Annotated in this window: 24 protein-coding genes and 2 tRNA genes; 3 read left to right on the top strand and 23 right to left on the bottom strand. The window is 44.2% G+C overall.

Annotated features, from left to right (window positions below; genetic code table 11):
* Nucleotides 1-16: 16 nt before the first annotated feature.
* Together AS030_RS09720 and AS030_RS09725 are read right to left on the bottom strand one after the other, a co-directional pair.
* Nucleotides 17-208 carry a YqgQ family protein gene (locus AS030_RS09720; RefSeq protein ID WP_061971045.1) on the bottom strand — a complete coding sequence of 64 codons (192 nt, stop codon included), beginning with the start codon at nucleotides 206-208 and terminating at the stop codon, nucleotides 17-19.
* A gap of 72 nt (nucleotides 209-280) precedes the next feature.
* Nucleotides 281-1,321 (bottom strand): M42 family metallopeptidase, encoded by a 1,041-nt coding sequence (locus tag AS030_RS09725; protein WP_061971047.1) that lies wholly within the window; start codon nucleotides 1,319-1,321, stop codon nucleotides 281-283.
* 128 nt (nucleotides 1,322-1,449) lie between these two features.
* Here AS030_RS09725 and AS030_RS09730 point away from each other — a divergent pair, with 128 nt between their 5' ends.
* Nucleotides 1,450-2,316, top strand: a complete 867-nt coding sequence (locus tag AS030_RS09730; protein ID WP_061971049.1) for a hypothetical protein — start codon at nucleotides 1,450-1,452, stop codon at nucleotides 2,314-2,316.
* On the opposite strand, the gene AS030_RS09735 is transcribed toward AS030_RS09730, so the two are convergent.
* From AS030_RS09735 to AS030_RS09775, 10 genes are all read right to left on the bottom strand, one after another.
* Nucleotides 2,297-3,019, bottom strand: a complete 723-nt coding sequence (locus tag AS030_RS09735; protein WP_061971051.1) for an HAD family hydrolase — start codon at nucleotides 3,017-3,019, stop codon at nucleotides 2,297-2,299. The two genes, AS030_RS09730 and AS030_RS09735, sit on opposite strands and share 20 nt — an antisense overlap.
* Nucleotides 3,020-3,050: 31 nt before the next feature.
* On the bottom strand, nucleotides 3,051-3,227 hold the full coding sequence (locus AS030_RS24010) for a hypothetical protein (RefSeq protein WP_169792704.1): 177 nt from the start codon (nucleotides 3,225-3,227) through the stop codon (nucleotides 3,051-3,053).
* 44 nt (nucleotides 3,228-3,271) lie between these two features.
* Complete coding sequence (locus AS030_RS09740) at nucleotides 3,272-3,895, bottom strand: molybdenum cofactor guanylyltransferase (RefSeq protein WP_061971053.1); 624 nt, start codon at nucleotides 3,893-3,895, stop codon at nucleotides 3,272-3,274.
* On the bottom strand, nucleotides 3,883-4,677 hold the full coding sequence (locus AS030_RS09745) for a DUF92 domain-containing protein (protein WP_061971055.1): 795 nt from the start codon (nucleotides 4,675-4,677) through the stop codon (nucleotides 3,883-3,885). The genes AS030_RS09740 and AS030_RS09745 overlap by 13 nt, the downstream gene beginning before the upstream one ends.
* Nucleotides 4,677-5,249 (bottom strand): 5-formyltetrahydrofolate cyclo-ligase, encoded by a 573-nt coding sequence (locus tag AS030_RS09750; protein ID WP_061971058.1) that lies wholly within the window; start codon nucleotides 5,247-5,249, stop codon nucleotides 4,677-4,679. The genes AS030_RS09745 and AS030_RS09750 overlap by 1 nt, the downstream gene beginning before the upstream one ends.
* A 103-nt stretch (nucleotides 5,250-5,352) precedes the next feature.
* Nucleotides 5,353-5,502 (bottom strand): 50S ribosomal protein L33, encoded by a 150-nt coding sequence (gene rpmG / locus AS030_RS09755; protein ID WP_061971060.1) that lies wholly within the window; start codon nucleotides 5,500-5,502, stop codon nucleotides 5,353-5,355.
* Between the two features lie 119 nt (nucleotides 5,503-5,621).
* A complete protein-coding gene (locus AS030_RS09760; RefSeq protein ID WP_061971062.1) occupies nucleotides 5,622-7,589 on the bottom strand; it encodes a glycoside hydrolase family 15 protein in 1,968 nt (655 codons plus the stop codon).
* A 6-nt stretch (nucleotides 7,590-7,595) separates the two neighbouring features.
* Nucleotides 7,596-10,007: a sugar phosphate nucleotidyltransferase gene (locus tag AS030_RS09765; protein WP_061971065.1), complete on the bottom strand. Its 2,412-nt coding sequence runs from the start codon at nucleotides 10,005-10,007 to the stop codon at nucleotides 7,596-7,598.
* A 14-nt stretch (nucleotides 10,008-10,021) separates the two neighbouring features.
* A complete protein-coding gene (locus tag AS030_RS09770) occupies nucleotides 10,022-12,799 on the bottom strand; it encodes a 1,4-alpha-glucan branching protein domain-containing protein (RefSeq protein ID WP_061971067.1) in 2,778 nt (925 codons plus the stop codon).
* Nucleotides 12,800-12,812: 13 nt separating this feature from the next.
* Nucleotides 12,813-13,499 carry a DUF4912 domain-containing protein gene (locus AS030_RS09775; protein WP_061971070.1) on the bottom strand — a complete coding sequence of 229 codons (687 nt, stop codon included), beginning with the start codon at nucleotides 13,497-13,499 and terminating at the stop codon, nucleotides 12,813-12,815.
* 394 nt (nucleotides 13,500-13,893) lie between these two features.
* Between AS030_RS09775 and AS030_RS09780 the strand changes: the two genes are divergently transcribed.
* Nucleotides 13,894-14,091, top strand: coding sequence for a hypothetical protein (locus AS030_RS09780; RefSeq protein WP_061971073.1), 198 nt, complete (start codon nucleotides 13,894-13,896; stop codon nucleotides 14,089-14,091).
* 18 nt (nucleotides 14,092-14,109) lie between these two features.
* Complete coding sequence (locus AS030_RS09785) at nucleotides 14,110-14,580, top strand: hypothetical protein (protein ID WP_061971075.1); 471 nt, start codon at nucleotides 14,110-14,112, stop codon at nucleotides 14,578-14,580.
* A 56-nt stretch (nucleotides 14,581-14,636) separates the two neighbouring features.
* Here AS030_RS09785 and phoU read toward each other — a convergent pair whose 3' ends face one another.
* From phoU to AS030_RS09840, 11 genes are all read right to left on the bottom strand, one after another.
* On the bottom strand, nucleotides 14,637-15,296 hold the full coding sequence (gene phoU / locus AS030_RS09790; RefSeq protein ID WP_061971078.1) for a phosphate signaling complex protein PhoU: 660 nt from the start codon (nucleotides 15,294-15,296) through the stop codon (nucleotides 14,637-14,639).
* A gap of 22 nt (nucleotides 15,297-15,318) precedes the next feature.
* Nucleotides 15,319-16,104, bottom strand: a complete 786-nt coding sequence (gene pstB / locus AS030_RS09795) for a phosphate ABC transporter ATP-binding protein PstB (protein WP_061971080.1) — start codon at nucleotides 16,102-16,104, stop codon at nucleotides 15,319-15,321.
* A gap of 11 nt (nucleotides 16,105-16,115) precedes the next feature.
* A complete protein-coding gene (pstB, locus tag AS030_RS09800) occupies nucleotides 16,116-16,874 on the bottom strand; it encodes a phosphate ABC transporter ATP-binding protein PstB (RefSeq protein ID WP_061971691.1) in 759 nt (252 codons plus the stop codon).
* 96 nt (nucleotides 16,875-16,970) lie between these two features.
* The gene (gene pstA / locus AS030_RS09805; RefSeq protein WP_061971083.1) at nucleotides 16,971-17,858 is read right to left on the bottom strand and encodes a phosphate ABC transporter permease PstA; all 888 of its coding nucleotides are present in this window, start codon (nucleotides 17,856-17,858) and stop codon (nucleotides 16,971-16,973) included.
* Complete coding sequence (pstC, locus tag AS030_RS09810; RefSeq protein WP_240482305.1) at nucleotides 17,858-18,772, bottom strand: phosphate ABC transporter permease subunit PstC; 915 nt, start codon at nucleotides 18,770-18,772, stop codon at nucleotides 17,858-17,860. Before pstC ends, pstA begins: the two co-directional genes overlap by 1 nt.
* Nucleotides 18,773-18,879: 107 nt before the next feature.
* Complete coding sequence (locus AS030_RS09815; protein ID WP_061971087.1) at nucleotides 18,880-19,788, bottom strand: phosphate ABC transporter substrate-binding protein; 909 nt, start codon at nucleotides 19,786-19,788, stop codon at nucleotides 18,880-18,882.
* A 271-nt stretch (nucleotides 19,789-20,059) separates the two neighbouring features.
* Nucleotides 20,060-22,075 carry a peptidoglycan D,D-transpeptidase FtsI family protein gene (locus tag AS030_RS09820; RefSeq protein WP_061971089.1) on the bottom strand — a complete coding sequence of 672 codons (2,016 nt, stop codon included), beginning with the start codon at nucleotides 22,073-22,075 and terminating at the stop codon, nucleotides 20,060-20,062.
* A 110-nt stretch (nucleotides 22,076-22,185) separates the two neighbouring features.
* Nucleotides 22,186-23,463, bottom strand: a complete 1,278-nt coding sequence (locus AS030_RS09825; protein WP_061971092.1) for an MFS transporter — start codon at nucleotides 23,461-23,463, stop codon at nucleotides 22,186-22,188.
* Between the two features lie 144 nt (nucleotides 23,464-23,607).
* Nucleotides 23,608-24,219 carry a superoxide dismutase gene (locus tag AS030_RS09830; protein ID WP_061971094.1) on the bottom strand — a complete coding sequence of 204 codons (612 nt, stop codon included), beginning with the start codon at nucleotides 24,217-24,219 and terminating at the stop codon, nucleotides 23,608-23,610.
* A 522-nt stretch (nucleotides 24,220-24,741) separates the two neighbouring features.
* Nucleotides 24,742-24,817, bottom strand: a tRNA-Phe gene (locus tag AS030_RS09835).
* Between the two features lie 4 nt (nucleotides 24,818-24,821).
* Nucleotides 24,822-24,898, bottom strand: a tRNA-Met gene (locus AS030_RS09840).
* Nucleotides 24,899-24,980: the final 82 nt, after the last annotated feature.

Consider the following 24,980-nt stretch of genomic DNA (forward strand, 5'->3'; position numbering starts at 1 on the left):
TTTATATGAATTTTAATTACCTGTATTGGTGCATGTTTGACTTGATCACAAGAAGCGCCATCTTATAATCCTGCGGATCCATCATCCCTGACTCATACAGAGATCGCACCTCTTCCTCCATCAGTTCCAGGTCCGCGAGGCGATGGCCTGTATAAATGAAGATGCCAAACCTTTTTAATAGCTGCTGTACGTCATATAGCGTTTTCATTTTATCACCCTGCTTATTATAGCAGAGACTGACGAAAAAAACCGCTGAAAAGACAGCGGTTTCTTTCGCGTTTTATGCAAGTTCCGATTGTACGTAATGAAGAAGCAAATTTGCCGTATGGCGAAGCGAGCTCACATGGGTGCGCTCATAGGCATGGGAATCGGCAATTCCTGCCCCGACAAGTCCATGCTTGATATCAAAGCCTGCCTTGATTGCCGCCGAAGCATCGGAACCATAATAAGGATAGATGTCCACGCGGTAATCGACACTGTGTTCCTGAGCAAGCTTCACCAAATGTTTGCGCAGTTCGTAGTGGTAAGGGCCGCTTGAATCTTTCGCACAAATAGAAACACTGTACTCGTCGGTGGATTGTCCGTCTCCAATGGCGCCCATGTCAACCGCGATGTATTCTACTGTCTCTTCTTTGATATTGGAATTGCCTCCATAACCGATCTCTTCATTGTTGGAGATCAGTAAATTAACAGTATAAGGAAGTTCGATGTTGTTGTCTTTGATCAGCTTGATGAGGTGCATGAGGATGCCGACACTGGCTTTGTCATCCAGATGCCTGGATTTAATAAACCCGCTTTCCGTGATTTCCACACGCGGTTCGAAAGAAACAAAATCTCCTACAGATATGCCGAGCTTTTCTGTTTCTTCTTTTGTTTTTACTACTTCATCAATCCGCACTTCGATATTTTGCTCATCGCGCTTCGCATCGCCGGCATCTTTATACACATGAACCGAGGTCTGATGCATGAGGATGGTACCTGTATACGTTTTTCCGTCTGCTGTATGAATCTTGCAATATTCACCTTCCACAGCATTCCAACGGAAACCGCCGATCATCGTGAGCTTCAGTCGCCCGCTGCTTTTGATTTCCTTCACCATCGCTCCAAGCGTATCTACATGAGCCGTCAGCAGACGATGCTTGCTGTCGTCTTTTCCTTTCAGGGTGGCAATCAATCCCCCTTTATGGTTCAGGTAAAACGGCACATTTTCTTTCTTGAGAAAATCACTGACATAGGAAATGGCATCCCCTGTAAAGCCTGAAGGGCTTGGAATGCTGACCAGATCCTTAATGTTCTGTACAATTTCTTGTTCATTAATCATTAAATGCCTCTCTCCTATCTAATTCTTCTTTTAACGATTTCTTTTCGTTCCTCTCATTTCCTTCTTCTTTCTTTAACGTTTGCTGCATACACATGGAACAACAGTCTGTCCAACGGGGTGGTTATAAGATGAAAATGAGAAATTGGCTCGGCATTGTTCTTCCTGCATTTTTCGCAATCCTCTTTTTTATGTATCTTTTTGGCAAAGAACCTGTAAAAGAAAGCATCATTTTCTTTCCGATTGATAATCAGGTCTATTTTACAAAAGCCAATACAAGCGTGCATTTGAGCGGTTCCACCCCTGAAAACTATACTCTTCAGTGGAACGTGGCTTCCGAAACCAATCAGCCGGTCTATCTTCGTCAGGATATCTCCCTGTTGTATGGCAACGGCGTCCTGGCCAGCACCATGAATAAATGGAAACAGGATACCAAAAGCATCGAAGAATCCAAAAAGGTGTCCGGACGAAATGAACGGCTGTCCCAGAGCGTCAGCTTTCATTATGCCGAAATCCACAAAAATGAAAACACGTATCGAAGTGCCCAGGACATGAGCGGACAAAGTATGTACATCTATCAAAAGGGAGCTTCCTTCGCGTCGTTCCAAAAGCCACAAACACAGGCAGAACGGACTGCGAAAACTAAGCTGGATGTTAAAACCTACTCTTATCTGCAAAAAACATGGAACGGCGCAAAACAATTTTACAATGTAACCGGTGCAAATTACTACTCGGTTGCTCTCGCAGACCTGCCTCAATACCAAAAGAAGCCTCTCCCCGGCTTTACACAGGACCAAACCAATAAGATTATTGGAAACTTGTGGGAAGGGCTCTACAAAAATTATTTTCTCGGGGTGAAGAAAAGCAACGGCCAAAAGGTCAGCCCGGTCGGCAGCAGTATGCCGCTGATTATGTTCAGTAAAGACAAAACCCATCTGATGGTATTGTTTAAACTGAAGGATGGGGAATTCATCCAGCTTATTCAATATACGAGATAAGAAGTTTGTGCAGTTGACAAATGGAGAAGGCTGCATGTAGGGCATTCTCTGTTTTTGCATTCTGAGTTGTCATCCAGATGGCCTCCCATCCCGCTTTTTTGGCGGGCAGGATATCAAGCTCCCACGTGTCACCCACGTACAAGGGATGTTTGCAGCCGGATTGCTTTTGAACAAGGGAGAAAATCTTGGGATCTGGTTTTTTTAATGGCATCGTATCCGAAATAAAAACCGTTTCGGAAGATATCCAGTGATCAAGTGATAAAGCCTTTATTTTTTTCTTCTGTAGCACCTCTTCCCCGTTGGTAATGATCCCCGTAAGGATCTGGTGGTCCTTTAATGCTTGAAGCAGCCCATCCATACCGGCGAAAAGCACACAATAGGAAGAAATATAATGGCGAAGAAGTTGTTCAAACGAGAGGGCATCTCTGGAAACTGATAACAGCCCGCACTCCTTTAAAGAGTGTAAAAATCTCTTTTTCTGATAAGCGGACCGTGAAAGTTGACCGTTTTCATACTCTCCCCAGAACCGGTCACAGCAAGATTTAAAGCGCCGGAACCATTGTTCGGCTTTTGTTGCTGCCTCTCCAGTAATGTTCCCTTCTTTCCAGAGTTCTGTAAAGCTTTGAAGAGCAGCTAGCCGGAATGCCCGTTCATAATCATATAGCGTATTATCCAAATCAAAAAAGACAGCATCCACTTTCATGACGATAAAAGAAGAGGCGCAAAAAAGCGCCTCAAAACATTTCTTTCATAAATTTATCACGGACACCTGGAAACGACAGCATTTTGCCAACCGCCACACGCCGGATCAGTGGCACTCCAAGTATGACGTTCAGCAGCCGGTATCGATATTGATAACCAATCAGAACCAAAGCAACAAAAAGGACAAGCTTGATGAAAAATCTGGTCACAGAACATTCCTCCTTGTCCTTACTTTTTGCATAGATACCTGAAATTATTCGAATCGCCCGTTTTCGATATATTGCTTGTACTCATCAGCCGTGTTGATGTTGATAAACATCTCCTGAGGAAGATCATAATCCTCTGCCTCAACAAAAATGGTATTCACCGACTGCAGCAAGCCGTACATGCTTCGCCTTTCCTCCAAAAGCAGCCGCACAATGTGACCCTTGCAGCTTTTATGATAGATGGCGGCGAGCGGTTGATTTCTGCCTGCGGCCACAGGAACAACAGCCTGGGTTCCCGGTTTCTGATCTGCTATGGAGAACAGCTTCTCAAACAGGAGGGGCATAACAAACGGCATATCACAGGTCGCGACCGCATACCAATCCGACTCCTCTCCGCTTTCCATCCCCGAAAGAATTCCAGCAAGTGGCCCTTGACCCTGATACTGGGGAAAGTCGAATATTAATTTTGCATCTGCATGCTTCATTCGGTCCGATATGTCACTCTGTGATACGAGGACAACCTCATCCGTTATTTGTTTCAAACAACCAACCGCAAGTTCATAAAAATACCTATCTTTATACCTTGCGAACGCTTTATGAAACGGAAAACGCGTCGATCCGCCCCCTGCCAGCACAATGCCTGTCCTGTGTATCTTCCTTAAAGAACCCAAAACATCATCACCCCTGCCGCGACACCTGCCAGCGTGCTCGAAATAAAATTGACCGTGTTATTGTTGACCGAAGACCAGCCCTTGATTTGTTCAGTGGGTACCCCGCAATGGGTGTGCACTTCAACTTCCGCTCCGCATACTGGACAGCGAAAGCCAAGCTGAACCGTGCCTCCAATAATAGTATCGAGTATATTACCGAGGAATCCTGCTAAAAAAGTTATAAGGAAAACATAAAATGCCCATTTGCCTTCAAAAAACAACAAAGCACCTGTGACACTGATTAAGAGCGAGCCCAACGCAGCCGCTGTCAGTCCGAGTGCAGAAACGGCTCCTGATATTCCCCGTTCCACCCGGGTTCTGCGCAAGATATGATACGGCTCACCTTTTGAAAGAACACCAACTTCTGAAGCCCACGTATCAGCAGCCGCTTCTGCCAGACTGGCAATAAACAGGGCAAGCCAGAAAGGATGTGAAAAAAACAGAAAACCTGCACCCGCCAGAAACGCAGCCCCTCCGTTGGCAAAGACCTGTCCTGCATTTCTTCCCTTTGATTCAACCGACAAAGTGCGCAGCTTCTTCTTTTTCTCTTTTCCCCATTTGCTCAATAATGATGAGCTGATAAAGAACAACAGCAATAAACTCAAGCCCCGATATCCAAAAGCCGCGCAAACCACTACGCCAATCCCCCAGCTCGAAAATGCACCACCCAGTGTCAGCATCCGAATCTTATAAGCAATCGCGACAAACAAGGCGAGAACCACCATAAAAAGGGCAAAAGCCATCACCTTCCGTCCTTCTTGACGCCTTTATCCGTAATAATGTACTCCACAGGTATATCAAACGGTTCAACCGGAATACTGTTCATATACTGAATATCAAAGGCAAGTGAAACGGTTGTGCCATGGTAACCGGAGAGATACCGGTCATAAAAACCACCCCCAAATCCAATGCGGTAGCCTTCGGGATTAAAAATCAATCCAGGAACAACCATAAGATCCATATCCTCCGGCGGTGTAAGTTCAGTCATGCCCATGATTGGTTCGTAAAGATCCATATAGACATTTTCAAGTTCCTGGAACGATGTAATCCGATGAAAATTCATCAGCCGTTCACCGACCGTACTGCACTTTGGTACACTCACCTTTTTTTCATCATCCCATGCTTTTTGTATGATCTGTTTCGTATCCACTTCAAACCCTCTGGAAACCGTAATTCCAATATGCTTTGCGTTTTTCCATACCGGCAGGCTGAACAAATGCTGAGCGATATCTCCGCTTTTTCTTTTATGTACGGCCGGATCGAATGAAAGGAGTTGATCCTTCATCATTTTGCGCAATTCCTTTTTTGTTTCCATGAGCAGCTCCTCTTATGTGTGATTAATATTCTTATTTTACCAGGGTCCGCGCCATGAAAAAAGCCGCCAGTCTTCCATAAGGAATGTGGCGGCCTTTCGTACATTACTTCGTTTCACGGTGCAATGTGTATCTTTTTAGTCGTGGGCTGTATTTTTTAAGCTCCAGACGCTCTGGGTTATTACGCTTGTTTTTCTTAGTGATGTAATTGCGATCACCAGTCTCAGTGCAAGCAAGAGTGATGTTTACACGCATGTATTTTCCCTCCAAACCTTAACCATTACAAAAATGGTGTACTGCTTTGATTGATTTGTTTCCAAATTAATTCATACTTTAATATAATAGCAGACACAGTCATTTTCAGCAAGTGGTATTTATTGAAGACGTTCATAAGCTTTCATGTAATCCACGACCACATCAGCAAACGTGGCGTGAGACCAGGTCAGCGGTGCCACTGAGAGCGGATCACCGGTAAAAGGATGCAGTTGTTCGGGAAGAACTCCACTCGTAAACGCATGGTCAGCGACCCAATCAAGATAGTGCCGGCATTCCTGCAATTCCGATAAACTCTGTGCCGTATAGATCTTCCACTTTGCCAGCCAAAGAGTGCAGATGATCCATGGATTACCGGGAACTTTATCCACCTCATGGGTTTGCTGGAAATAATAATCGTTAAAATAACGGGCAACACCGCCGACATCCGTTTTGATATAGAGCTCACGCTCAATCGCTTCCATGGTGGAACGGATGCGCGGATCATCCGGAGAAAACACCCCAAAGGCAAACAAGCCGTAAATGCTGCTTTCAATCGTATAATCTTTTTTGATTTCGCGCGTTTCTTCATCAAGGTAGATGCCGCGCAGGAACCGGCCCGCCTCTTCATCATACAGATGCGCCTCTATCCCTTTTTTCACGCGCTCAGCACCCGTTTTATAACGAGCTGCCCGGTCATCCTCCCCAAATAAAAGAGCAAAATTATGGGCAGCCATCAAACCGCCGTAAACACCCGCACATGTAAAAGAAAAAATGCCTCGTCTTTCTTCCCAAAGATCGTACGAAGGGTTTGGCAAGTCCAGCGCTGCATCCATGAATCCCAGCAAAAAGCGGGCTCCTGGTCTGACCAGCGACCGGTAAAGAGATTGTGCAAACTCGATGTCCCCCGTCTCTTTGTAATGCTCCCAGAACGCCCATAATACGAGAGCTGTTTCATCCTCCTGGATGGGCAGCTGCTCTTTGCCATTCTTTGCGATGGTAGGATGCCAGCTGGAACCAATGGAACCGTCCGGATTGTATTTATGATGCAAATAGCCTTCCTTTGTCAGGACATCGGAACACCTTCGGTAGAAGTTTTTCACCATTCCCTGGTAACCGGACTTGGCGATCGCCGCCGCAACAAGCGCCCCGTCCCTCGGCCACATATAGCTGTAATGGTCCCGGTTATATTGCTGGATATCAGAATCATTTGCAGCCATGATATAGCCATTCTCATTGGTTTGTGTCCGTACCACAAGAAGGCTTCGTTTATAGAGGGAGAGAATCTCATCGCTCAGGTCGGTTTCAGGAAAGTGAGACTTGTTTGCCCACCTTCGCCAGTAGATTAAAATTTTATCTATCGTTAAAGAAGGACCGATTTCCTGGACATAGTCATTCAGGGCAACCACTTCTTCGCGGTTGCGGCCGATCGTCATCCAATAAAAGGCTTCAACCGTCTGCTCGCCGCCTACCGTATGCTCCACGGCAAAGGTGCTGTCGACAGACCCCTGTGCAATAGGATTGATATGAAGAGAGCCATCCTCCGCATCCTTCCATGTTCCTTCTGCACTTTGAAACCGTTTAATCCCGGTCGTATACTGCGAGATGCCGTTGTTGCCAAAAAGGGCGTTAAACAAAAAGTAGCGGTTCTTTTTATAGTGGACAATGGATTGTGAATCAGGGGCAAAATAGGCCGTGTCGCCGACCTCTGTTTCATAAATATTAAGATCCTGGTGAAAAAACAGCCTGATCTTTTTTTCGTGAGGTGTGGTATTCGTCACTTTAATTCTACGAATAAAAATGTTTTCACGCTGATGAACTCCGTCCTCAAAAACAAGACGGAGGCCCATCTGCTTGTTTTCTGCTGTACAGCAGGTCACAAGAGAATCTTTATGATAATCATTGTGAATCGACCAAGATTCAGAGGAAAGCCAGGAGAATTGGCCGTCTGACCAAATCCCCACTCTGTTGGCATGTCCTTGTACGTGATTTTGTTGTCCGACATATGGGTAATAGATATCTCTGATCTGAAGGTGCCGATCGATGTTAACGAGAATCTTGCCGTTTCCGGCCACAAGCTCCCTTGGCATATGGAATCAGACCTGCTGGTACTGCCGGATTTTATTAATAAATTCCGCTGCAGCTTCCTTCGCTTGATCCATATCTGATCCTTGGGAATAGACGGTAAAGATCGGCTGCTCTACATCCGGAAGGATCAGCGTCCAACCCCCCTCAGGATGAAAGACTTTAATCCCGTCGACCAGTTCTACATTGTTATCCCGGATATCCTCCATTAACCGTCTCATGACTTTTCCTTTTTTATCCCATGGACAAGGTACGTATTCTCTTAACATATTCACATTAGGCAGCAAATCGACCAGTTCGGACAACGAAATTTGCTGGGTCGCCATCATCTCCAAAATGTGAATAAGCGCATATTGTGCATCGTATTGGAAGTTCATCACTCCGCTGCCCACTTCCATAATCGACCGTGGATTCGCTTTTGTACGAATGAGCCTTCCATTCAGACGACCGGCCAGGCTGTCAAGGTCAGATGAGCCATAAATGGGAATCGCCATTTCATTTTGTTTTCCTTCATAGAAGGTAACCAGAACATAGAGGGAAAGCATTGTTTCTTCATCAAGCAGCTTTCCGGATTCCGTGATCAAGCTGAGTGTTTCTCCGGCTTCTCCAACGAGAATTCCAAGATTGGCATTGGTCACTCGTACGAATGATGCCATTTCCTCTGCTCCAGTCTGGGAAGGTACGGTTAAGAACTCGCAGTCCAGCTTGTTGAAAAGAATCGGAATAAAACTTAAATATGGCTGGTGGTTGTAATTTACGACAATTCGAAATTTGGAATTTTTGATGCGCTTCGTGTTCACCGTGTGAAGGAGCGCTTCGATATATTCTTCATTTTTGAAATTGTTGTGTGTCCCCTTTCCGATCATATCAAAGGCTGCACGGCGGTAATCTTCCTGCCAATAAGCGTTTTCAATCTTTCTCTCGAGATCAGGGTGGATGGGAAGGCCTTTATGATCATAAAATTCAATGAACACTTGCTTCTCTCCGCCTCTGTTAGAGAACCGGATGTATACGCCGCCCTGAAGGTTGTCTTCTTCAATCGCAAATCGCACAACAGGAGCTACGGTCGGGCTGGTGTCGCATGTGTTAATTCCTGAAGACAAAAGCCCCTGAATGAATGCCCCTTTGATCAGTTCGGAAAAAGAATGGGAATCGCTTGCGATGGCGATATGGCATCCGTGGGGAAGCACTGCGCCATAAGCTGAAGCAAGTCTTGCAATATAATCTGGTGTAATTTCAACGTTGGCAATTCCGGAAACCCCGCGTCCGCCGAATAGCGATTTAGTGGCTTTTCGTCCCCAAATCAAAGAGGTATGAACGAGTGCCTCATCATAAATTTCTTTTTCTGGCCAAATCTTCACTTCCGGTTTTAATGTGGAGCGTTTTCCGATTTTGCAGTGGTTTCCAACAACTGCATGCTCATAAATGGTCGCTCCCTGTTCAACCATGATGCCATTGGCCAGCGTGGCGCCTCTAAGCTCACAGTCTGAACCAACATACACATCATGCCAGAGAATGCTCTTCTTCAAGGATGCCTGGGAGGATATCACATTGTTTCGGCCGATAACAGTGTAGCTTTTTACATCTGCACCTGAACGGATAACCGCTCCGTCTGCTATATGAACCGGGCTTTCCAGCTTCGCTCCGTCCTCAATGACCACATTGTTTCCAACCCAGATTCCTTTATCGATTTCGTGCCCCGAAAATGGCAGGTTAACCTCTCCATCCAGCATGTCGCGGTGAGACTGGCGGTATTGCTGCAGGCTGCCAATATCGGACCAGTATCCATCAGCAGGGAATCCGTACAATGGACGCCCTTCTTTCATGAGAAGAGGGAATAAGTCTTTACTGAAATCTGTTTGTACATCCTTCTCCATATAGTTAAAGATCTCCGGCTCGAGAACATAAATTCCGGTGTTGACTGTATCACTGAAAACCTCGCTCCAGCTTGGTTTTTCAAGGAAGCGGATGATTTCTCCATCCTGATTGGTCATAATAACGCCGTATTCCAGCGGAGATTCCACCTGTTTCATAAAAATAGTCACCAGTGAATCCTTTTCAGCATGATAATTGATGCCTTTGGATAGATCAAAGTCGGTTAATGCGTCACCGCTGATTACAATAAAGCGCTCGTCCAAAAACTCCTCGGCATTTTTAATACTGCCTGCAGTTCCGAGTGGAGTGGTTTCCTCAAAATAATGAAGATTCACCCCAAAATCACTGCCATCGCCAAAATAATTTTTGATCGCTTCTGGCATATAGTGAAGCGTGACAGCAATGTCCGTGATGCCATATTTTTTTAGTAATTCAATACTATACTCCATAACTGGCTTATGAAGCAGCGGCACCATTGGTTTTGGTAAGTTACAAGTTAACGGACGAAGACGGGTTCCCTTTCCCCCAGCCATTATTACACCTTTCATTTAGACACAGCCCCTTATACCGGATTTTTTTGTAAACATTGTTGATACAATGCGCTAGTTTGTTGAGCAATTTTATTCCAGTTAAAAACAGTTTCCGCTTCTCTTTTGCCGTTGCTGGCGAGAGTAAGCCTCAGATGTTCATTTCGAGCAAGCGAGAGGACTGCCCATGCTAGGCTTTCTGCATTACCCGGATAGATTTTCAATCCGGTTTCTTCATGCCGGACAATGTCTTTCAAGCCGCCTGTGTCTGAAACAACGGTTGCTTTTCCTGCAGCCATTCCCTCCAGTGCCACAATGCCAAAAGGTTCATACAAACTTGGGAACAATGCGATATCACATTCAGACAGCAGCCGATTGCGGTCTTCATCCGACACAAAACCGCTGAAGGTGACAGTGCCTTCCAGTCCTTCCTGATGAACCCGGCTGCGGTATTCATCAAGCATCGGCCCTTTGCCGGCAATGATAAATTTGATATTTTGATTTTGCTGCCTGATCAGATGAGCCGCATCAATGATGGTCTGAAACCCTTTTTCTTTTACGACACGGCCTACGGAAAAGACAAGCACTTGATGCGGTTCCTTAAACCGGTATCCGTCGGTCACTTCTTCCGTTTGTATTAATTCAGGATCGACCCCGTTTGGAAGAATCGTTATCTTATCCTCCGGAACGCTGAAGACGGTCGCCACTTCATCTTTCATGTATGGGCTGCAGACAATGACTTCGCTCGCTTCATAACAGAGCTCCCATTCCTTCTGATTGATCTCGTACTGAAGCGAATTATGAATGCCGTTGTTGCGCCCATGTTCCGTGGCATGGATGGTGGCAATCAACGGAATGTTCAGTTCCTGCTTCAGACCCTTGGCCGCTACACAAACGAGCCAGTCGTGCGCATGGATGCAGTCAAAGTTAATTTTCTTTGCCAATTCCCTTCCCTGATCAGCGATGGCCAGATTCAAACTGCCTGTCCAATGGAAAAATTGATCAGTTTGTGGCTGATTGGATTGTACACGGTACACATGAATTCCCTGATTCACTTCGTAGGACGGGTATCCATCCACATGACAGGTGACAACGTGTACCTCCTGACCCTGTTTTACAAGCGTTTTGGCGAGATCGAATACGTGCCGGGCCAGTCCGCCGACAACCATTGGCGGGAACTCCCAAGAAAGCATTAAGACTTTTATTTTGTTTGTTTCAGAAACGGTGCTGTGATGTTGTTGGATATATTGGTCATGAGGAGTTTCAAAATAGCTGGTATCAATATCGTTTAAAAATGGAAAGTCCTGTTCAAATGCTTCTATTGATGCTGTGTCTTTAGGTGATTGGTTTAACATTTCTCTAATGATATGGAAGCGTTCAATATGAGTGTTGAAACGCTCATTCGCATATTGTGCTGCCGTCTCATTGTCGACTATAAATGCCCAGTCTGAACTTGCAGCAAGCATCCATTCCCGGATCATCTGCTTGAGGAAGCGTTTGGTTACCGGTGTCAGTGGCGAATGTGTAGCAGCTGCTGTAATGATTTCTCTTTCGCATTTATGCAAGTGGCGGTACATCCAGGCATTTTTTTCGTTCAGCCAGACTTCTCCGTACTCATTCCTGCCCCATGTCGAAAACGAGGCATGCACCGTTTGCAAGTCCTGATAATGACGGTTGATGAACGAAGCCGGCGTAATCCATTCCACCCTACCCTTGCAGGCTTCCTGAACAGCGGATATCCAGTCTGTTCCCTCATACCACCAGTGGCCGAATAACTCTGCGTCAAAAGGAGCAGTAATGAGATGCGGAGGATAGCATTCTTCTTCTTTTTCGCTGAGCGTATGTTCCAGTGTTTGAACAAAATGCTCCGCATGCTGCTGCACTTTTCCTTCCGCCCATTCGCGAACATAAATTTGCTTTTGTTCAACAGACCCAGTGATCCTGTGATATTTCAAGCCAGTGTCAATCCTGATTCCCTCGGGGTGAATGTGAGGAAGGATGTAATCAAGATCCCTGTTATAAGCAATATCGCGGTAAAACTCCCGATAGTCAGGGTCTCCAGGGTATCCGTCAACTGAACTCCATACTTTTCCTGATATTTCGCGGTTTCTTGGAAAGAGCGCGACGCCGTGCGGTGAGAATACGGGGGAACCAATACCTCTTGTCGCTTTTGGACTGCTGTTCAGGAGAGTTTGTTCATCTACAAACGTATATCTTATGCCTTTTTGATGGAGCAGTTTATCAATGCCAGGAGTATATGCACACTCAGGCAGCCAAAAGCCTTTTGGCAATTCACCGAAGTATTTCTTAAAAGTTTTGATTCCCATATCCACCTGCGCTTCCAGTGCTTCATGCGTTTGAATATAAGGCAAAAAGGCATGAGTTGCTGCAGTGGTAAAGCATTCAACCGCTCCACGCTGGTGATGATACTTAAATCCATCGAGCAGATTCTGATTCCATTTGAAGAACGTCTCTCGGATTTTCTCATAGCGGTCGCTGTAAAACCGAATCACTTCAGTTTCTTCTTGATCCAGGGATCGAAGCTTTTCTTTTTTGATTAAATGATCGGTGCTGTCCAAATACTCCAGATATCTTCGTTGAAGCACAGGATCTGACAGCATCTCCATTACTGGGGGAGAAAAGGAAATACTCCACGTAAAACCTTCAGGCTGGCGGTCCAACGCCCAAAGCAACGGGATGTAGGTTTCTGTCATTGCTTCAAATACCCATCGCTCTTCCAGGCGGTTGGCTTCCTTATGCTTAACGTATGGAAGATGGGCATGCAGTATAAATGTGAAATATCCACTTTTCATAGGTTAAAAGCTCCTATCTGATTTTTTGATAGTATGAATAGCTGCTGAAATTCTCCATCCACTCCGGCTCATGTGCATTGCCGTTTTTCCAATTCACCACGTTTTGCATACGGTGATCGTTCGCAGCGTCTCTCGGGGTTTCAACAGGATTTGATCTCAATACGGTAAAGAAGCTTCCATCGAATGTTTGGGTGCCAATATCAACCACATACGTACGGTCTGGTTCCAAATGCTGCAAAAACCAATTGTTCGTCATTTCCGGAAGGTCAATTTCAAAGCTGCGATGAGAGTTATGTCCTTGGAAGATGATATCTGTAACATCGTAGATTTTCATCTTTTTGGGAAGACGGCTCCAGCTGGTTCGGAAATGATGCTCTACCATTTGTCGCTTCATGGCTGAAATGCTCCAGTACACAAAAATACTCGTGGGGGACTGCACCATTGCAAATAGAGTATCTTCGTCAAATTCATACGGCATTATCCAATGAATCTTTGGCTGTTCTACAATATTTTCCCTCGGTTCATCTGGCTTTTCCTGAACGGTGCTTCCCTTTTTACTGTTTGGCTCCATTGCTTTTCCAGCCTCCTGGCGGTATTTGTTCCACCGATATTGGACTTTGCCGATCGAGAGATTCATCCTGTCGGCAATCTGCTGAAGGGTCAGCCCTTTTTCCTTCATTTTGACAATTTCATTAATCATTTTCTTCACCCCGGTTTTTTGTCTCCAATGGCTTACCACTGCTACTAAAATACTTTTAAAAGCCTACCGATTTATTTGAAAATATCGTATCATTATGCATTTACTTTCACAATATACAGAATTTGTAGAATTTTGTTGGTTGCTTGTCCTGTCTGCGAAAATCAATAATGTAAATTTTTTGTAACCGCTTAAAATCACCTTATTCGACGAAATCAAGGGTTTTATTGACAAAATTCTACAAGAAACGCCCCATTTTCCTCTGCATGCTGGAGATACCGTCGAATTTCTCGTCGAAATACCGCAAAAAGTTTAACGATTTGGCGAAATATCTACATTTCAGCGGAATACTATGGTATAAAAAATAGGGGGCAGGTTAAACTTGAGGAGGTTTTATATGAATATCATTATTTTTTCCTTGTTGGCTTTAGGACTGATTCTTCTTGCCATCTCTTATCGCAAAGATAAAGGAAACAATCTGGAGGTCCAGCTGGAGAACTTTTCAATACAGATTTTAAAAGAAATGTACCAGCTAAAAAAGAAGCTAAAGGTCATTGAAGACGCAATGCCAACGCAAGATAAATCTAAATACTAAAATACTGGGGATTTGAGAATGACAAATACAACACTAAGAGGTTTCGCTGCCGGAATGATTGTATCTTCCGGATTGATCGCAGGCGTATACTATTCACAAACGCCTCCCGAAAAGGAAGTAAAAGCCGAGTTAAACGACAGCACGGTCAATACATATTTACATTCAAAAAGTATGACAGCTATTACAACCGAAGAACTGCAGCGTTTGAAGGAAAACAGAGTGGGAGCGGCTCCCGCTCCGAAAGAACAGGACAACTCTGAAGAAGCAAAACAAGAGAAGCCGAAGGTTTTTAAAGCGGCTCTTCATGTTACAAGAGGTATGAGCACTGGAGAGGTTTGTGACTTTCTCGAAAAAGAAAATATCATTAAAGACAGCAAGTCTTTCCTGAAATACTTGCGCAAAAACAAGCTTGAAGGCCAAGTCCGGTTTGGTACATTTAAAGTCAACAGCAGCATGGACTTTAAAAAACTGGCCGATGCCATCACATAACATTTATAAAACATTTAAAAAGGGAGCCTGCAGCGTGCAGGCTCCCTTTTTTGCATCTATTCGTTTAAACCGTAGCGCTTGCCTTTCACAAGGAAAATAATGCTTTCGGCAATATTTGTGGCATGGTCCGCTGTACGTTCGATATAACGGCACACAAACGACAGCTGCGTAATCTGGGCAAGAGATTCGGGATGCTTGGTCATCAATTCCAAAAGCTCCCTGATGATTTTTCCGTAGAGCTCATCCACGGAATCATCTGTATCAGCAAGATTCTTCGCCAATACCACATCTTCGTCCACATACGCTTTAATGGAATCGGTGAGCATGCCAATAGCAATTTCCGCCATCCGCGGGAGATCAACCAAAGGCTTAATTAGCGGCTTTTCTCCGATACGAATGGTCGATTTAGCGATATTCACTGCAAAATCAGCCATCCGTTCCACGTCGGAAGAGATTTTGATGGCGGCAATAATTCTCCGCAGATCGGAGGCAACCGGTGCCTGCTTGGCGATCAGCAGTATGGCTGCATCATTGATTTCATCCTCCAGCTGATTGATCCGCTGGTCGTTCTCAATCACTTCAAGTGCTTTGTCTACATCCTGTTCTTTAAGAGCTTCCATTGATTCTTTTAATGCGTGCTCAGTGAGTTCTCCGATTTCTACAAGCATCGCCTTTAATTCATTCAATTGAAGCTGAAAATTTTCCCGTACAACCATCTGCTTTTCACTCCTCTAGTTTTTATCCAAAACGCCCTGTTACATAGTCCTCTGTCCGCTTGTCAGAAGGAGCCGAAAAGATCTTGTTTGTCTGATCATATTCGATTAGTTCACCCATCAGGAAGAAGGCGGTTCGGTCGGAAACGCGTGCTGCCTGCTGCATGTTGTGGGTAACCATAACGATCGAATAATTCTTCTTCAATTCAAGTGCCAGTTCCTCTATTTTAATAGTGGAAATCGGATCAAGGGCTGATGTCGGCTCATCCATCAAGATGACATCCGGCTTGGTAGCGATGGCTCTTGCAATACATAAACGCTGCTGCTGTCCTCCTGACAGACCCAAAGCAGATGTATTCAGACGGTCCTTCACTTCATCCCAAAGGAATACATCTCTTAATGAACGTTCTACAATTTCATCCAATTTTCCTTTTTTCTTCATCCCGTGGATTTTTGGGCCGTATGCCACATTCTCATAAATGGATTTCGGAAAAGGGTTGGCTTTTTGAAAGACCATCCCCACCTTTTTCCGCAAATCCACCAGATCCACCCTGTCATTCAGCAGATTTGTCTGTTCATAATTAATTTCACCGGACATTCTCACACCGGGGATATTTTGAATCATCAAATTCAACGTTTTAATAAACGTGGATTTCCCGCATCCCGACGGACCGATGATGGCTGTGATTTCATTATTGTAAATGGTAAAATCAATATCCTTCAGGGCAAGATTTTTGCCGTACCATAAATTTAAATTTTTGATATCAAAAACACTTTTCTCGGCTGCTGGTGTTGCTATTGCTTGTCCCATTTTCATCCCCCTTATCCGAACCGTCCGGTAATGTAATCTTCCGTATCTTTTTTAGATGGATTGGTGAAAATTTTATCGGTCTTATCAAATTCCACTAGTACACCATTTAAGAAAAACGCAGTCTTATCCGATATACGTGAAGCCTGGTGCATGTTATGCGTCACGATGACAATCGTATACTCTTTTTTCAGTTCCATAATCAAGTCTTCAATTTTGGCATTGGAAATCGGATCGAGTGCAGAAGCAGGCTCATCGAGCAACAGAATATTCGGTTTCATGGCCAGTGTCCTCGCTATGCACAAACGCTGCTGCTGTCCTCCCGACAAAGAAAGCGCTGATTCATGCAGCCTGTCTTTTACCTCATCCCACAATGCAGCTTTGCGTAAACTTTCTTCAACAATTCCATCCAGCTTTTTCTTGGAACGGATTCCGTTAAACTTTAACGCATGAACGATATTGTTATAAATGGACTTTGGAAACGGATTTGGCTTTTGGAACACCATCCCAATTTCTTTTCGCAATGCCACAACATTAATGTCATCACCAATCAGGTTAACATCATCATACTGGATCTCTCCTGTGCTCCGAGCACCCGGAATAAGATCATTCATCCGATTGATTGAGCGCAGAAATGTGGATTTCCCGCACCCTGAGGGTCCGATCAATGCAGTAACCGCATTTTTTCCGATTGAAAAACTAACGTCTTTTACTGCATGGTTCTCACCGTAATAAATATTTAAATGCTTTACATCCAGAGCAGCCTGCTTCATCTCTGTATTTTCTGATCGCGGCTGTTCGGCAATACGTGTATTTGTTTGTTTTGGTTCCATCACAGTTTTCATGTTACCCCACCTAATTTCTAAAATTTATTTAGAAGCTGTTATCTTTTTGTGTACGACACTGCCAATCCAGCGGGCAAGCAGGTTAAATATCAGCACAGAAATGATCAGCACAGCTGAAGAGCCATCCGCCACTTCTCGCACATCCGGGATGAGCCCTTGTGTGTTGACAGCCCAAATATGGACAGCAAGGGTTTCGGCCGGTCTGAAAATATTCAATGGTGATGTCGAATCAAACGGATTCCAGTTGTAAAAATCAAGAGTAGGTGTTGTTAATCCTGCTGTAAACAGCAATGCAGCTGCTTCTCCGAATACACGCCCGGAAGCAAGAATCGCTCCTGTTAGAATGCTTGGAAATGCCGCCGGTAAAAGAACCGTTTTAATGGTGTGCCAGTGAGTGATACCAAGGGCAAGACTTGCTTCTTTTTGATCTCTGGCCACTGTCCGCAATGCGTCTTCACACACACGTACCATGACCGGAAGATTGAAAACAGTAAGGGCAAGCGCACCCCCGAGGATGGAATAGCCCCAGCCCGTCAAATTAACGAACATAAGCAAACCAAACATACCGATGACAATAGATGGAAGTGAAGCCAGCACTTCGATACACGTCCGGATGGCATTCGTCAGCCTGCCGGGACGCGCGTATTCAGCCATGTAAATACCGCCTCCAAGACCTAGAGGTACAGTGAACACCATCGTCAAAAACAGGATATAGAAGGAGTTAAATAGCTGGTTGCCGATTCCCCCTCCTGCTCTGAACGAGCTGGACGGTGAGGTTAAAAAATCTAGATTAAGTTTGGAAAATCCGTGAAAAATGATATAGCCAAGCAGTCCCACCAGAACGGTGACGATGGTCGCTGCAATCAAGTAAAAAATCGTGGTTGCAATACGGTCAGCAACTTTACTGTTCATTAGAACTGCCTCCTTGAAGAAAGATAACGGATCAACAGGATAAAGATAAAGGACATGACCAATAGAATCAGGGCAAGTGACCAAAGAACATTGTTTTCAACACTTCCAAATGTCGTGTGTCCCATATTCAGTGTAATAATGGTCGTCAATGTAGCCGAAGGGTCCGTGATGGCTGAAGGCAATGAACGAACATTACCGATAACCATTTGAACCGCAAGAGCTTCTCCGAAAGCCCGTGCCATCCCCAGAACAATAGCTGTTAATAGCGTAGGCATAGCTGCCGGAATAAGTACTCTCCAGATCGTTTGCCAACGGGTTGCCCCAATAGCATATGAGGATTCTCGTAATCCTTTCGGAAGGGAGCTCATTGCATCTGTTGCAATACTCGTTACAGTAGGCAAGATCATAATGGAGAGAACGATCATCCCAGCGAGCAAGCTGAATCCTTGTCCGCCAACAGTATCCCGAAGGAACGGAACAAGAACAGAAAGGCCGATGAATCCATAAACAACAGATGGAATACCAACAAGCAGCTCGATAACCGGCTGAAGAATCTTTTTTCCCCAAGAAGGAGCAATCTCGGTCATGAAGATGGCACCGCCAATACCGAGCGGAGCCGCTATTAAAGCGGAAAGAATAGTCACTGCAAAAGATCCCAGTATGAACGGAACTGCACCATACAATGGATTCTCTGCTGTTGGATTCCACTTCGTGCTGGTTAAAAATTCATATATACTTACGCCGTTGCTGATAAATGCCTGCAACCCTTTGGACCCAAGAAAAATGGTAATCGCAATGGTCGCCGAAATAATCAATAGAGCACTGGCCAACACCAGGTATTTTCCCCGCTTCTCTTTTTGTAGTGCGGATTTGTTTGATTTCTTTAACAGCCTTTGGCTGGCTGCCATGGTCATTGTCTTGTTATCCATTTTCGTACCTCCCCAAAACGCCCTAACAGGGTAAATATCCATTATGGTTTGGACACTTACCCTGATAATAGGCTTCTTAATGGTTCACTCTGTTACTTTTTTGTAACTTTTCCTTCAGCATCACGTTTTACTTCCATTTTGCTTGCAGGAATATATCCTTGCTCAGGTACAAGATTGTTTTGGATATCGTTGCTCATCATATAGTCAAGGAACTGTTTTTCCAATCCTTTAGGCTCACCTTTTGTATAAGAATGCTCATAAGCCCAGATTGGGAATTTACCTTTTTGAACATTTTCGTCTGTCGGTTTTACACCATCAATGCTAAGTGGAGTAACACCGCTTTTGTCCGTGAAGTAAGAGAATGCAAGGTAACCGATAGCTCCAGGTGTTTCTTTGATCAATTTTTGTACTGTGTTTGATGAATCTTCTGTTGCAGCACCTTCGACTGGTTCTTTTCCATCAAGAGCATATTTAACGAAAGTAGCTCGTGTTCCGGAAGAATCGGGACGGTTAATCAATGCAATCTTTTGATCTTTTCCGCCAAGTTCTTTCCAGTTTTTGATTTCACCAGTGAATACTTTGATAAGGTCTTTTTTAGAAATATCCTTGAGTCCTACTTCAGGGTTAACAGCTGCAGACATACCAACTACTGCGATTTGGTGATCTTTAAGCTTGTCCGCTGGGATGCCTTCTTTTTCTTCAGCAAAAACATCAGAGTTACCAATCTTAACCGCGCCTTCTGACACCTGGCTTAGGCCTGTTCCGCTTCCGCCGGCTTGTACTTGAATATCAGCATCAGGGTTCTTTTCTTTGAATTGTTCTGCTGCTGCTGCTACAAGCGGCTGCATTGCACTTGAACCGGAAACCACGATTGAACCGGAAGCTTTTTTCCCTCCGCCGCCATTCGCACTGTTGTCTTTATTATTGTTTCCACATGCTGTGGCAACAACCAGGATTAATGCCATTACTGCCAAAAGATAAACGGATTTCATTTTTTTCATTGTCTTTGGTCCCTCCAAAATGTTTTAAAAGATTTTTTGTTGATAGAGATTTTGCTATTTCTATACTGTCGTTGTCTCTATCGCCCACCCCCAACAATCGGTTAATCACTTCACATCTACTACAATAAGCGAGCATTATTAACGCTGTTTGAACCTAATGTTAAGAGATTGTAAAGAAAGCACGACATCTGTACTAGTGTTTCTGCCTAAAAATTATTTATGCACAAAAAAAAACGCGCCCAAAGGACGCGTTTTCTTTACAAACAGCTAGTTATTTCGTCTTATTTCCGTCTTTTTTTAATTTAAAGTAGGCATCAAGTGCCCCTGAACCGATCTCAAGGTTGATTGAACCTTCACGGACTTTTGGAACCACAACCGCAAAAGAGACTTCCGGGTTGTCATACGGTGCATAACCAACAAGGGTTTTATTGTTTAATCCCGACTTAACATCAACCTGAGCGGTACCTGTCTTTCCTGCCGGCTGATAACTCTTGTTTTTAAAATACGCAGCCGCCGTACCATGGCTTCCCACCATAACCTGGCGGAAGCCCTGATGGACCACATCGAGGTATTCTTGTTTCATTTCAATTTTGTTCATAACATGGGGTTCAAATTTGTAATCCAATTTGCCAAGCTTTCCTGGCTGAGTGGAAGGTTCCCGTACTTCTTTTAAAAGATGCGGCTGCATTCGGTAGCCATTGTTGGCAATGGTCGATACATACTGAGCCATCTGCAGCGGTGTATACGTATCAAACTGTCCGATGGCAAAGAACATCGCCTGGGCAAGCTGATCGCTCATACCTGTGTTATAGCCTGTCGCTTCAGAAGGCAAATCAATTCCTGTTGGTACGCCGAGACCGAATTGGCTGTATGAATCCCGCAGTACTCTGAACGCCTCGTCCACGTGATGGTCAATAAACCGTTTATGTGAATAATCATAGCCAGCAAGCTTCATTGCGACATGCCACATATAAACGTTGGAAGAAGCCTCGAGTGCCTCCACTGGTCCGATGCTGCCAAGACCTGAGTGGGCAGATTTCATTTTCCTTCCGTCACCGAATACGAGCGGAGCATCGTAGAAATGCGTGGCTGGTGTAATCGCTCCCTTCTGCAGTCCAGTGAGCACTGTCGCACCTTTTACGGCAGAACCCATCTCAAACGAGTTATACACCGTACCGAATGGCGCGTTTTTATATTGGCCGGTTTTTGTATCGTATTTTTTTCCCGCCATGGAAAGAATCTCTCCATTTTCGGGATTCATCATAACGACATAAGCTTCCGTAAGATCCCGGTTGGCATAGGCAGATCCGCCGGATTTTGCTTTTTTCATGGCCTTTTCAATCACGTCTTCCACTTTTTGCTGAAGCTCCATATTAACGGTTAGCGTAAGGTCCTTGCCCCTTGAACCTTCTACTTCTACCGGTTCGCCAACCGGGTTCCCTGCTTTATCGGTTACATATCTAACACTTGATTTTTTTCCTCTGAGCAACGATTCGTATTGCTCTTCAAGAAAACTGGTTCCGACTAAATCATTTCGTTCGTTTCCTCGTGATAAATAAAAATCCATTTTACTGGAAGGGATTTGTTTGACCTGTCCAAACAACGCTTTGAACGTATCACCATATGGATAATCCCGTTTGGCATCGGGCTTAATATCAATGCCGGGCAGATCGGAAAGATGCTCACTGATTGTGGCGATCTCCTTTTGTGATGCACCGATTTTAATACGCTGTGGTGTCAGGGCATATCCGCTGTCCATTTCCCTCTTGATCGCCAGTACCTCAATTTGATGAGGAGTAAAGGAATCAAGATCCTTTTTGGTGATCCGGTCAAGCATAAGCTTGTAATACTGATCATCATTCAATTGCTTCTTTTCAGCGGGCGAAATGCGGCTTTCTACTTCCTTTTGATGCAGAAAGATAAAATAATCCTTTTTATCCCGCTCTGTTACATTTTTTGTGTCCTTTTTGATATAGCCAGCCAACTTTTCGGCAATGGCTTCACGGTCTTCCGCACTTGTTTTCTGTGTACGTGTATACGTAATGGAATATACCGGTTTATTATCCACCGCTACACGGTTTTCAGTATCCATCATCTTCCCTCTCGGCGCATCCAGCCGTGCGGTTACATTTTCCTTTTTATCCGCGGATCGCTGATACTCTTCCCCCTGGACAATCTGTACATACCCCAGACGGAAAATTAAAATTGAGAAAAGAAAGAACACCGCAAGAAACAAGGCGTTCAGACGTATAGGGACATGATTCTTTTTCTTCGTTTCTTTCGTCATTCATTCCACCTTACCTATGTATGGAAAGAGTTTCTGCTCATTTCCATTTTCCACAAATTGATTTACTACAATAATAGTAACAGTAAATCACTGTTTCGGAAAGAAAAATGTCACACTCTGCTGCCGTCTTCTCGATCTGTATTGTTCTGTGAGTAGTTGGATACAATGTCTGATTTTGGAAGGTTCGAAAATCGAATGGACCGCACACAAAAGTAAATGACAAAATGCCCGGCTCCAAGGATTGGAAGCAATAGTGGAATGCTGTAGTCCCCATTAAAGAACTGAATCGTGATCAGCAGAATAACAATCGAAAGGATTCGTCCCGCATTTAAAAAAAGTTCTCTCACGACAATATACTCCACTCTCATCGGCCCTGCATTGTCACATCTCCCGATCACATCATAAGTCAGAGAAACATATGGCACGAGAAGAAGAGGATAGGCGATCGAGATCACAACACCATAAAACATTAAAAGAGGAAAGGTGACATTCATTAAAAACAAGAACGGCGAAAGAAACAGGATCAACCCTCCAACAAAGATGGATTTTTTCCTTCGTTCCTTGTTCATGTACCGGGATACAACAAAATAGCCGATAAAAGATACTGCCGATTGAACAAGGCCGAACGTGCCAAGCGCAAATTCACTGTCTGAAATAATATAAACCCAGATGACGATCAAAAAGATAAATGTGCCTTCTCGAATCCCTTGAAAAAAATGGGCATACAAGATTCGCGCCCAGTTTCGATTGTATGCCCGGGATTTAAGGATTTGCCATATATGAAACTTCCCTTCGGCTTTTTGCCGCTTCAAGAAAAAGCTGATGACTACAGCTGTAAAAAACAAAAACAACGAGACGGTAAAAATAATGCGATAGCCAGTAAACTTATCCAGCTGGGAAATTAAGAATCCCGAGGTTATAGGTCCAACCATACCCGATAACGAATTGAATACACCAAGATAACCGTTAAAGGAATCACGCGTGTCCGGCTCAGTCACTTCAAACGTCAACACGTTAAAAGCCAGCCAGTAGAACCCTGAGCCCGCACCAAGAAGACCTCCAAGCAAGAGAAGACGCTCGCTTGCCTGTTCTCCCAGAAAAAGCACAAACAAATAAAACAGCGACAGGATGGTAACACCAATTCGAAGTACAATAACCCTGTCAATTTTTTTGGTTAATCTCCCCGCAATAAAAAAAGCAACAGGCTGAATGCACACAATGGATAAATTATATAGAGCAATGTCTCTCAATTCTCCCGACTGTTTCCACAAATAAATGTTAACGAATGTATTGGACAAAGCGGTGCTCAGCGCGAACAGTCCGCCAATCACAAGCAATAAAAGCAATTCCTTCGTTCTGTCTGTATCTCCGAACAATTTAAATTTCATGATCTCGCCCCTTTGCAATTCACATGTAGTTTTCACCACTTATAAGGGGCTATTCGCCAATCGGAAAATTGGTTTTTATTGTAATTCCAATAAAAACAAAAGCCGGCTCCCCTGAGGAAACCGGCTTTCACCTGAAATACTTGCTTATTTTGCTTCGTTGTAGCGTTTTTCAACTTCATCCCAGTTTACAACATTCCAGAATGCGTTGATATAGTCAGGACGCTTGTTTTGATACTTAAGGTAATAAGCGTGCTCCCAAACATCAAGTCCAAGAATTGGTGTTTTGCCTTCCATTACAGGGTTGTCCTGGTTGGGAGTGCTTGTTACTTCCAACTCACCGTTATTTACAACAAGCCATGCCCAGCCAGATCCGAAACGGCCTTTTGCAGCGTTCGCGAACTGCTCTTTGAAAGCATCAAGGCTTCCAAATTTGTTGTTGATGGCATCAGCCACTTCACCAGTTGGCTCATTGGATCCGCCTGGTTTAAGGATTTCCCAGAACAAACTGTGGTTCGCATGCCCGCCGCCGTTATTGCGTACAGCCGTGCGAATGTTTTCTGGTAGAGAATCAAGGTTAGTCAGAATGTCAACCAAGTTTTTGCTTTCAAACTCGGATTGGCCTTCAAGAGCTGCGTTCAAGTTGTCAACATATGTCTTGTGATGACGGTCATGGTGGATATTCATCGTATCCTCATCAATGTGTGGTTCAAGTGCGTTTGCGGCGTAAGGTAAAGCAGGCAGTTCAAACTTTGCCATGATACATCTCCTCCTTGATATGTAGTTCATTTTTTATTTCATTTTGGGAAACCCCAAATTGAAAACTTAGTCAACAAGAATGTTTAATAAGTAGCACAACACATACATTATCAGATTTACCCTTATCTTTCAACGATAAACCCTTATTGGAAGAAGCTTATTTTTTACGAGGGAATAGAGCGCTATGCCTTGTTTTCATAGAAATGGATTAAAAAGCGGTAAATTCCCTGCAAAATGCACAGTTTTGCAATTTTTTTGTTAATCTTAGACTGGAGAGTAACAGACCTCTCCCTTTTGGAATGAATTTTTATCATAAATGTCCACACATTAGCGGGTGATATTTAATTATTCTCAAAACTCCTGTGTTTATTCTCAAAATGAACCGATTTATTCTCAAAAAAGCCCCTTTTACTCTCAAACCGTATATGTTGACACTAATCGAGCATATTCGACGCATTTATTTTGAAATGTTGTAAACAAAAAACCTTTGCCAAAACGGCAAAGGTTACGTATGTATAGAAATGGTGGCTCGAGACGGAATCGAACCGCCGACACGAGGATTTTCAGTCCTCTGCTCTACCGACTGAGCTATCGAGCCACTTTGGTTGCGGGGACAGGATTTGAACCTGCGACCTTTGGGTTATGAGCCCAACGAGCTACCAGACTGCTCCACCCCGCGATGATATTAAGGTTTTGGACGATGAGTCCGAGTTTGTTGTCTCTTCCTCTACACGCTGTTTCTTGAAGTGTATCCGTCGAGA

It is taken from the genome of Fictibacillus enclensis (assembly GCF_001457035.1).
Lineage (GTDB): Bacteria > Bacillota > Bacilli > Bacillales > Fictibacillaceae > Fictibacillus_C > Fictibacillus_C enclensis.

Coding starts and splice junctions, on each gene's coding strand:
- AS030_RS09720 (WP_061971045.1), bottom strand. CDS start 208: ATGAAAACGCTATATGACGTACAGCAGCTATTAAAAAGGTTTGGCATC.
- AS030_RS09725 (WP_061971047.1), bottom strand. CDS start 1,321: ATGATTAATGAACAAGAAATTGTACAGAACATTAAGGATCTGGTCAGC.
- AS030_RS09730 (WP_061971049.1), top strand. CDS start 1,450: ATGAAAATGAGAAATTGGCTCGGCATTGTTCTTCCTGCATTTTTCGCA.
- AS030_RS09735 (WP_061971051.1), bottom strand. CDS start 3,019: ATGAAAGTGGATGCTGTCTTTTTTGATTTGGATAATACGCTATATGAT.
- AS030_RS09745 (WP_061971055.1), bottom strand. CDS start 4,677: ATGGCTTTTGCCCTTTTTATGGTGGTTCTCGCCTTGTTTGTCGCGATT.
- AS030_RS09750 (WP_061971058.1), bottom strand. CDS start 5,249: ATGGAAACAAAAAAGGAATTGCGCAAAATGATGAAGGATCAACTCCTT.
- rpmG (WP_061971060.1), bottom strand. CDS start 5,502: ATGCGTGTAAACATCACTCTTGCTTGCACTGAGACTGGTGATCGCAAT.
- AS030_RS09760 (WP_061971062.1), bottom strand. CDS start 7,589: ATGCCAAGGGAGCTTGTGGCCGGAAACGGCAAGATTCTCGTTAACATC.
- AS030_RS09765 (WP_061971065.1), bottom strand. CDS start 10,007: ATGAAAGGTGTAATAATGGCTGGGGGAAAGGGAACCCGTCTTCGTCCG.
- AS030_RS09770 (WP_061971067.1), bottom strand. CDS start 12,799: ATGAAAAGTGGATATTTCACATTTATACTGCATGCCCATCTTCCATAC.
- AS030_RS09775 (WP_061971070.1), bottom strand. CDS start 13,499: ATGATTAATGAAATTGTCAAAATGAAGGAAAAAGGGCTGACCCTTCAG.
- AS030_RS09780 (WP_061971073.1), top strand. CDS start 13,894: ATGAATATCATTATTTTTTCCTTGTTGGCTTTAGGACTGATTCTTCTT.
- AS030_RS09785 (WP_061971075.1), top strand. CDS start 14,110: ATGACAAATACAACACTAAGAGGTTTCGCTGCCGGAATGATTGTATCT.
- phoU (WP_061971078.1), bottom strand. CDS start 15,296: ATGGTTGTACGGGAAAATTTTCAGCTTCAATTGAATGAATTAAAGGCG.
- pstB (WP_061971080.1), bottom strand. CDS start 16,104: ATGGGACAAGCAATAGCAACACCAGCAGCCGAGAAAAGTGTTTTTGAT.
- pstB (WP_061971691.1), bottom strand. CDS start 16,874: ATGAAGCAGGCTGCTCTGGATGTAAAGCATTTAAATATTTATTACGGT.
- pstA (WP_061971083.1), bottom strand. CDS start 17,858: ATGAACAGTAAAGTTGCTGACCGTATTGCAACCACGATTTTTTACTTG.
- pstC (WP_240482305.1), bottom strand. CDS start 18,772: ATGACCATGGCAGCCAGCCAAAGGCTGTTAAAGAAATCAAACAAATCC.
- AS030_RS09815 (WP_061971087.1), bottom strand. CDS start 19,788: ATGAAAAAAATGAAATCCGTTTATCTTTTGGCAGTAATGGCATTAATC.
- AS030_RS09820 (WP_061971089.1), bottom strand. CDS start 22,075: ATGACGAAAGAAACGAAGAAAAAGAATCATGTCCCTATACGTCTGAAC.
- AS030_RS09825 (WP_061971092.1), bottom strand. CDS start 23,463: ATGAAATTTAAATTGTTCGGAGATACAGACAGAACGAAGGAATTGCTT.
- AS030_RS09830 (WP_061971094.1), bottom strand. CDS start 24,219: ATGGCAAAGTTTGAACTGCCTGCTTTACCTTACGCCGCAAACGCACTT.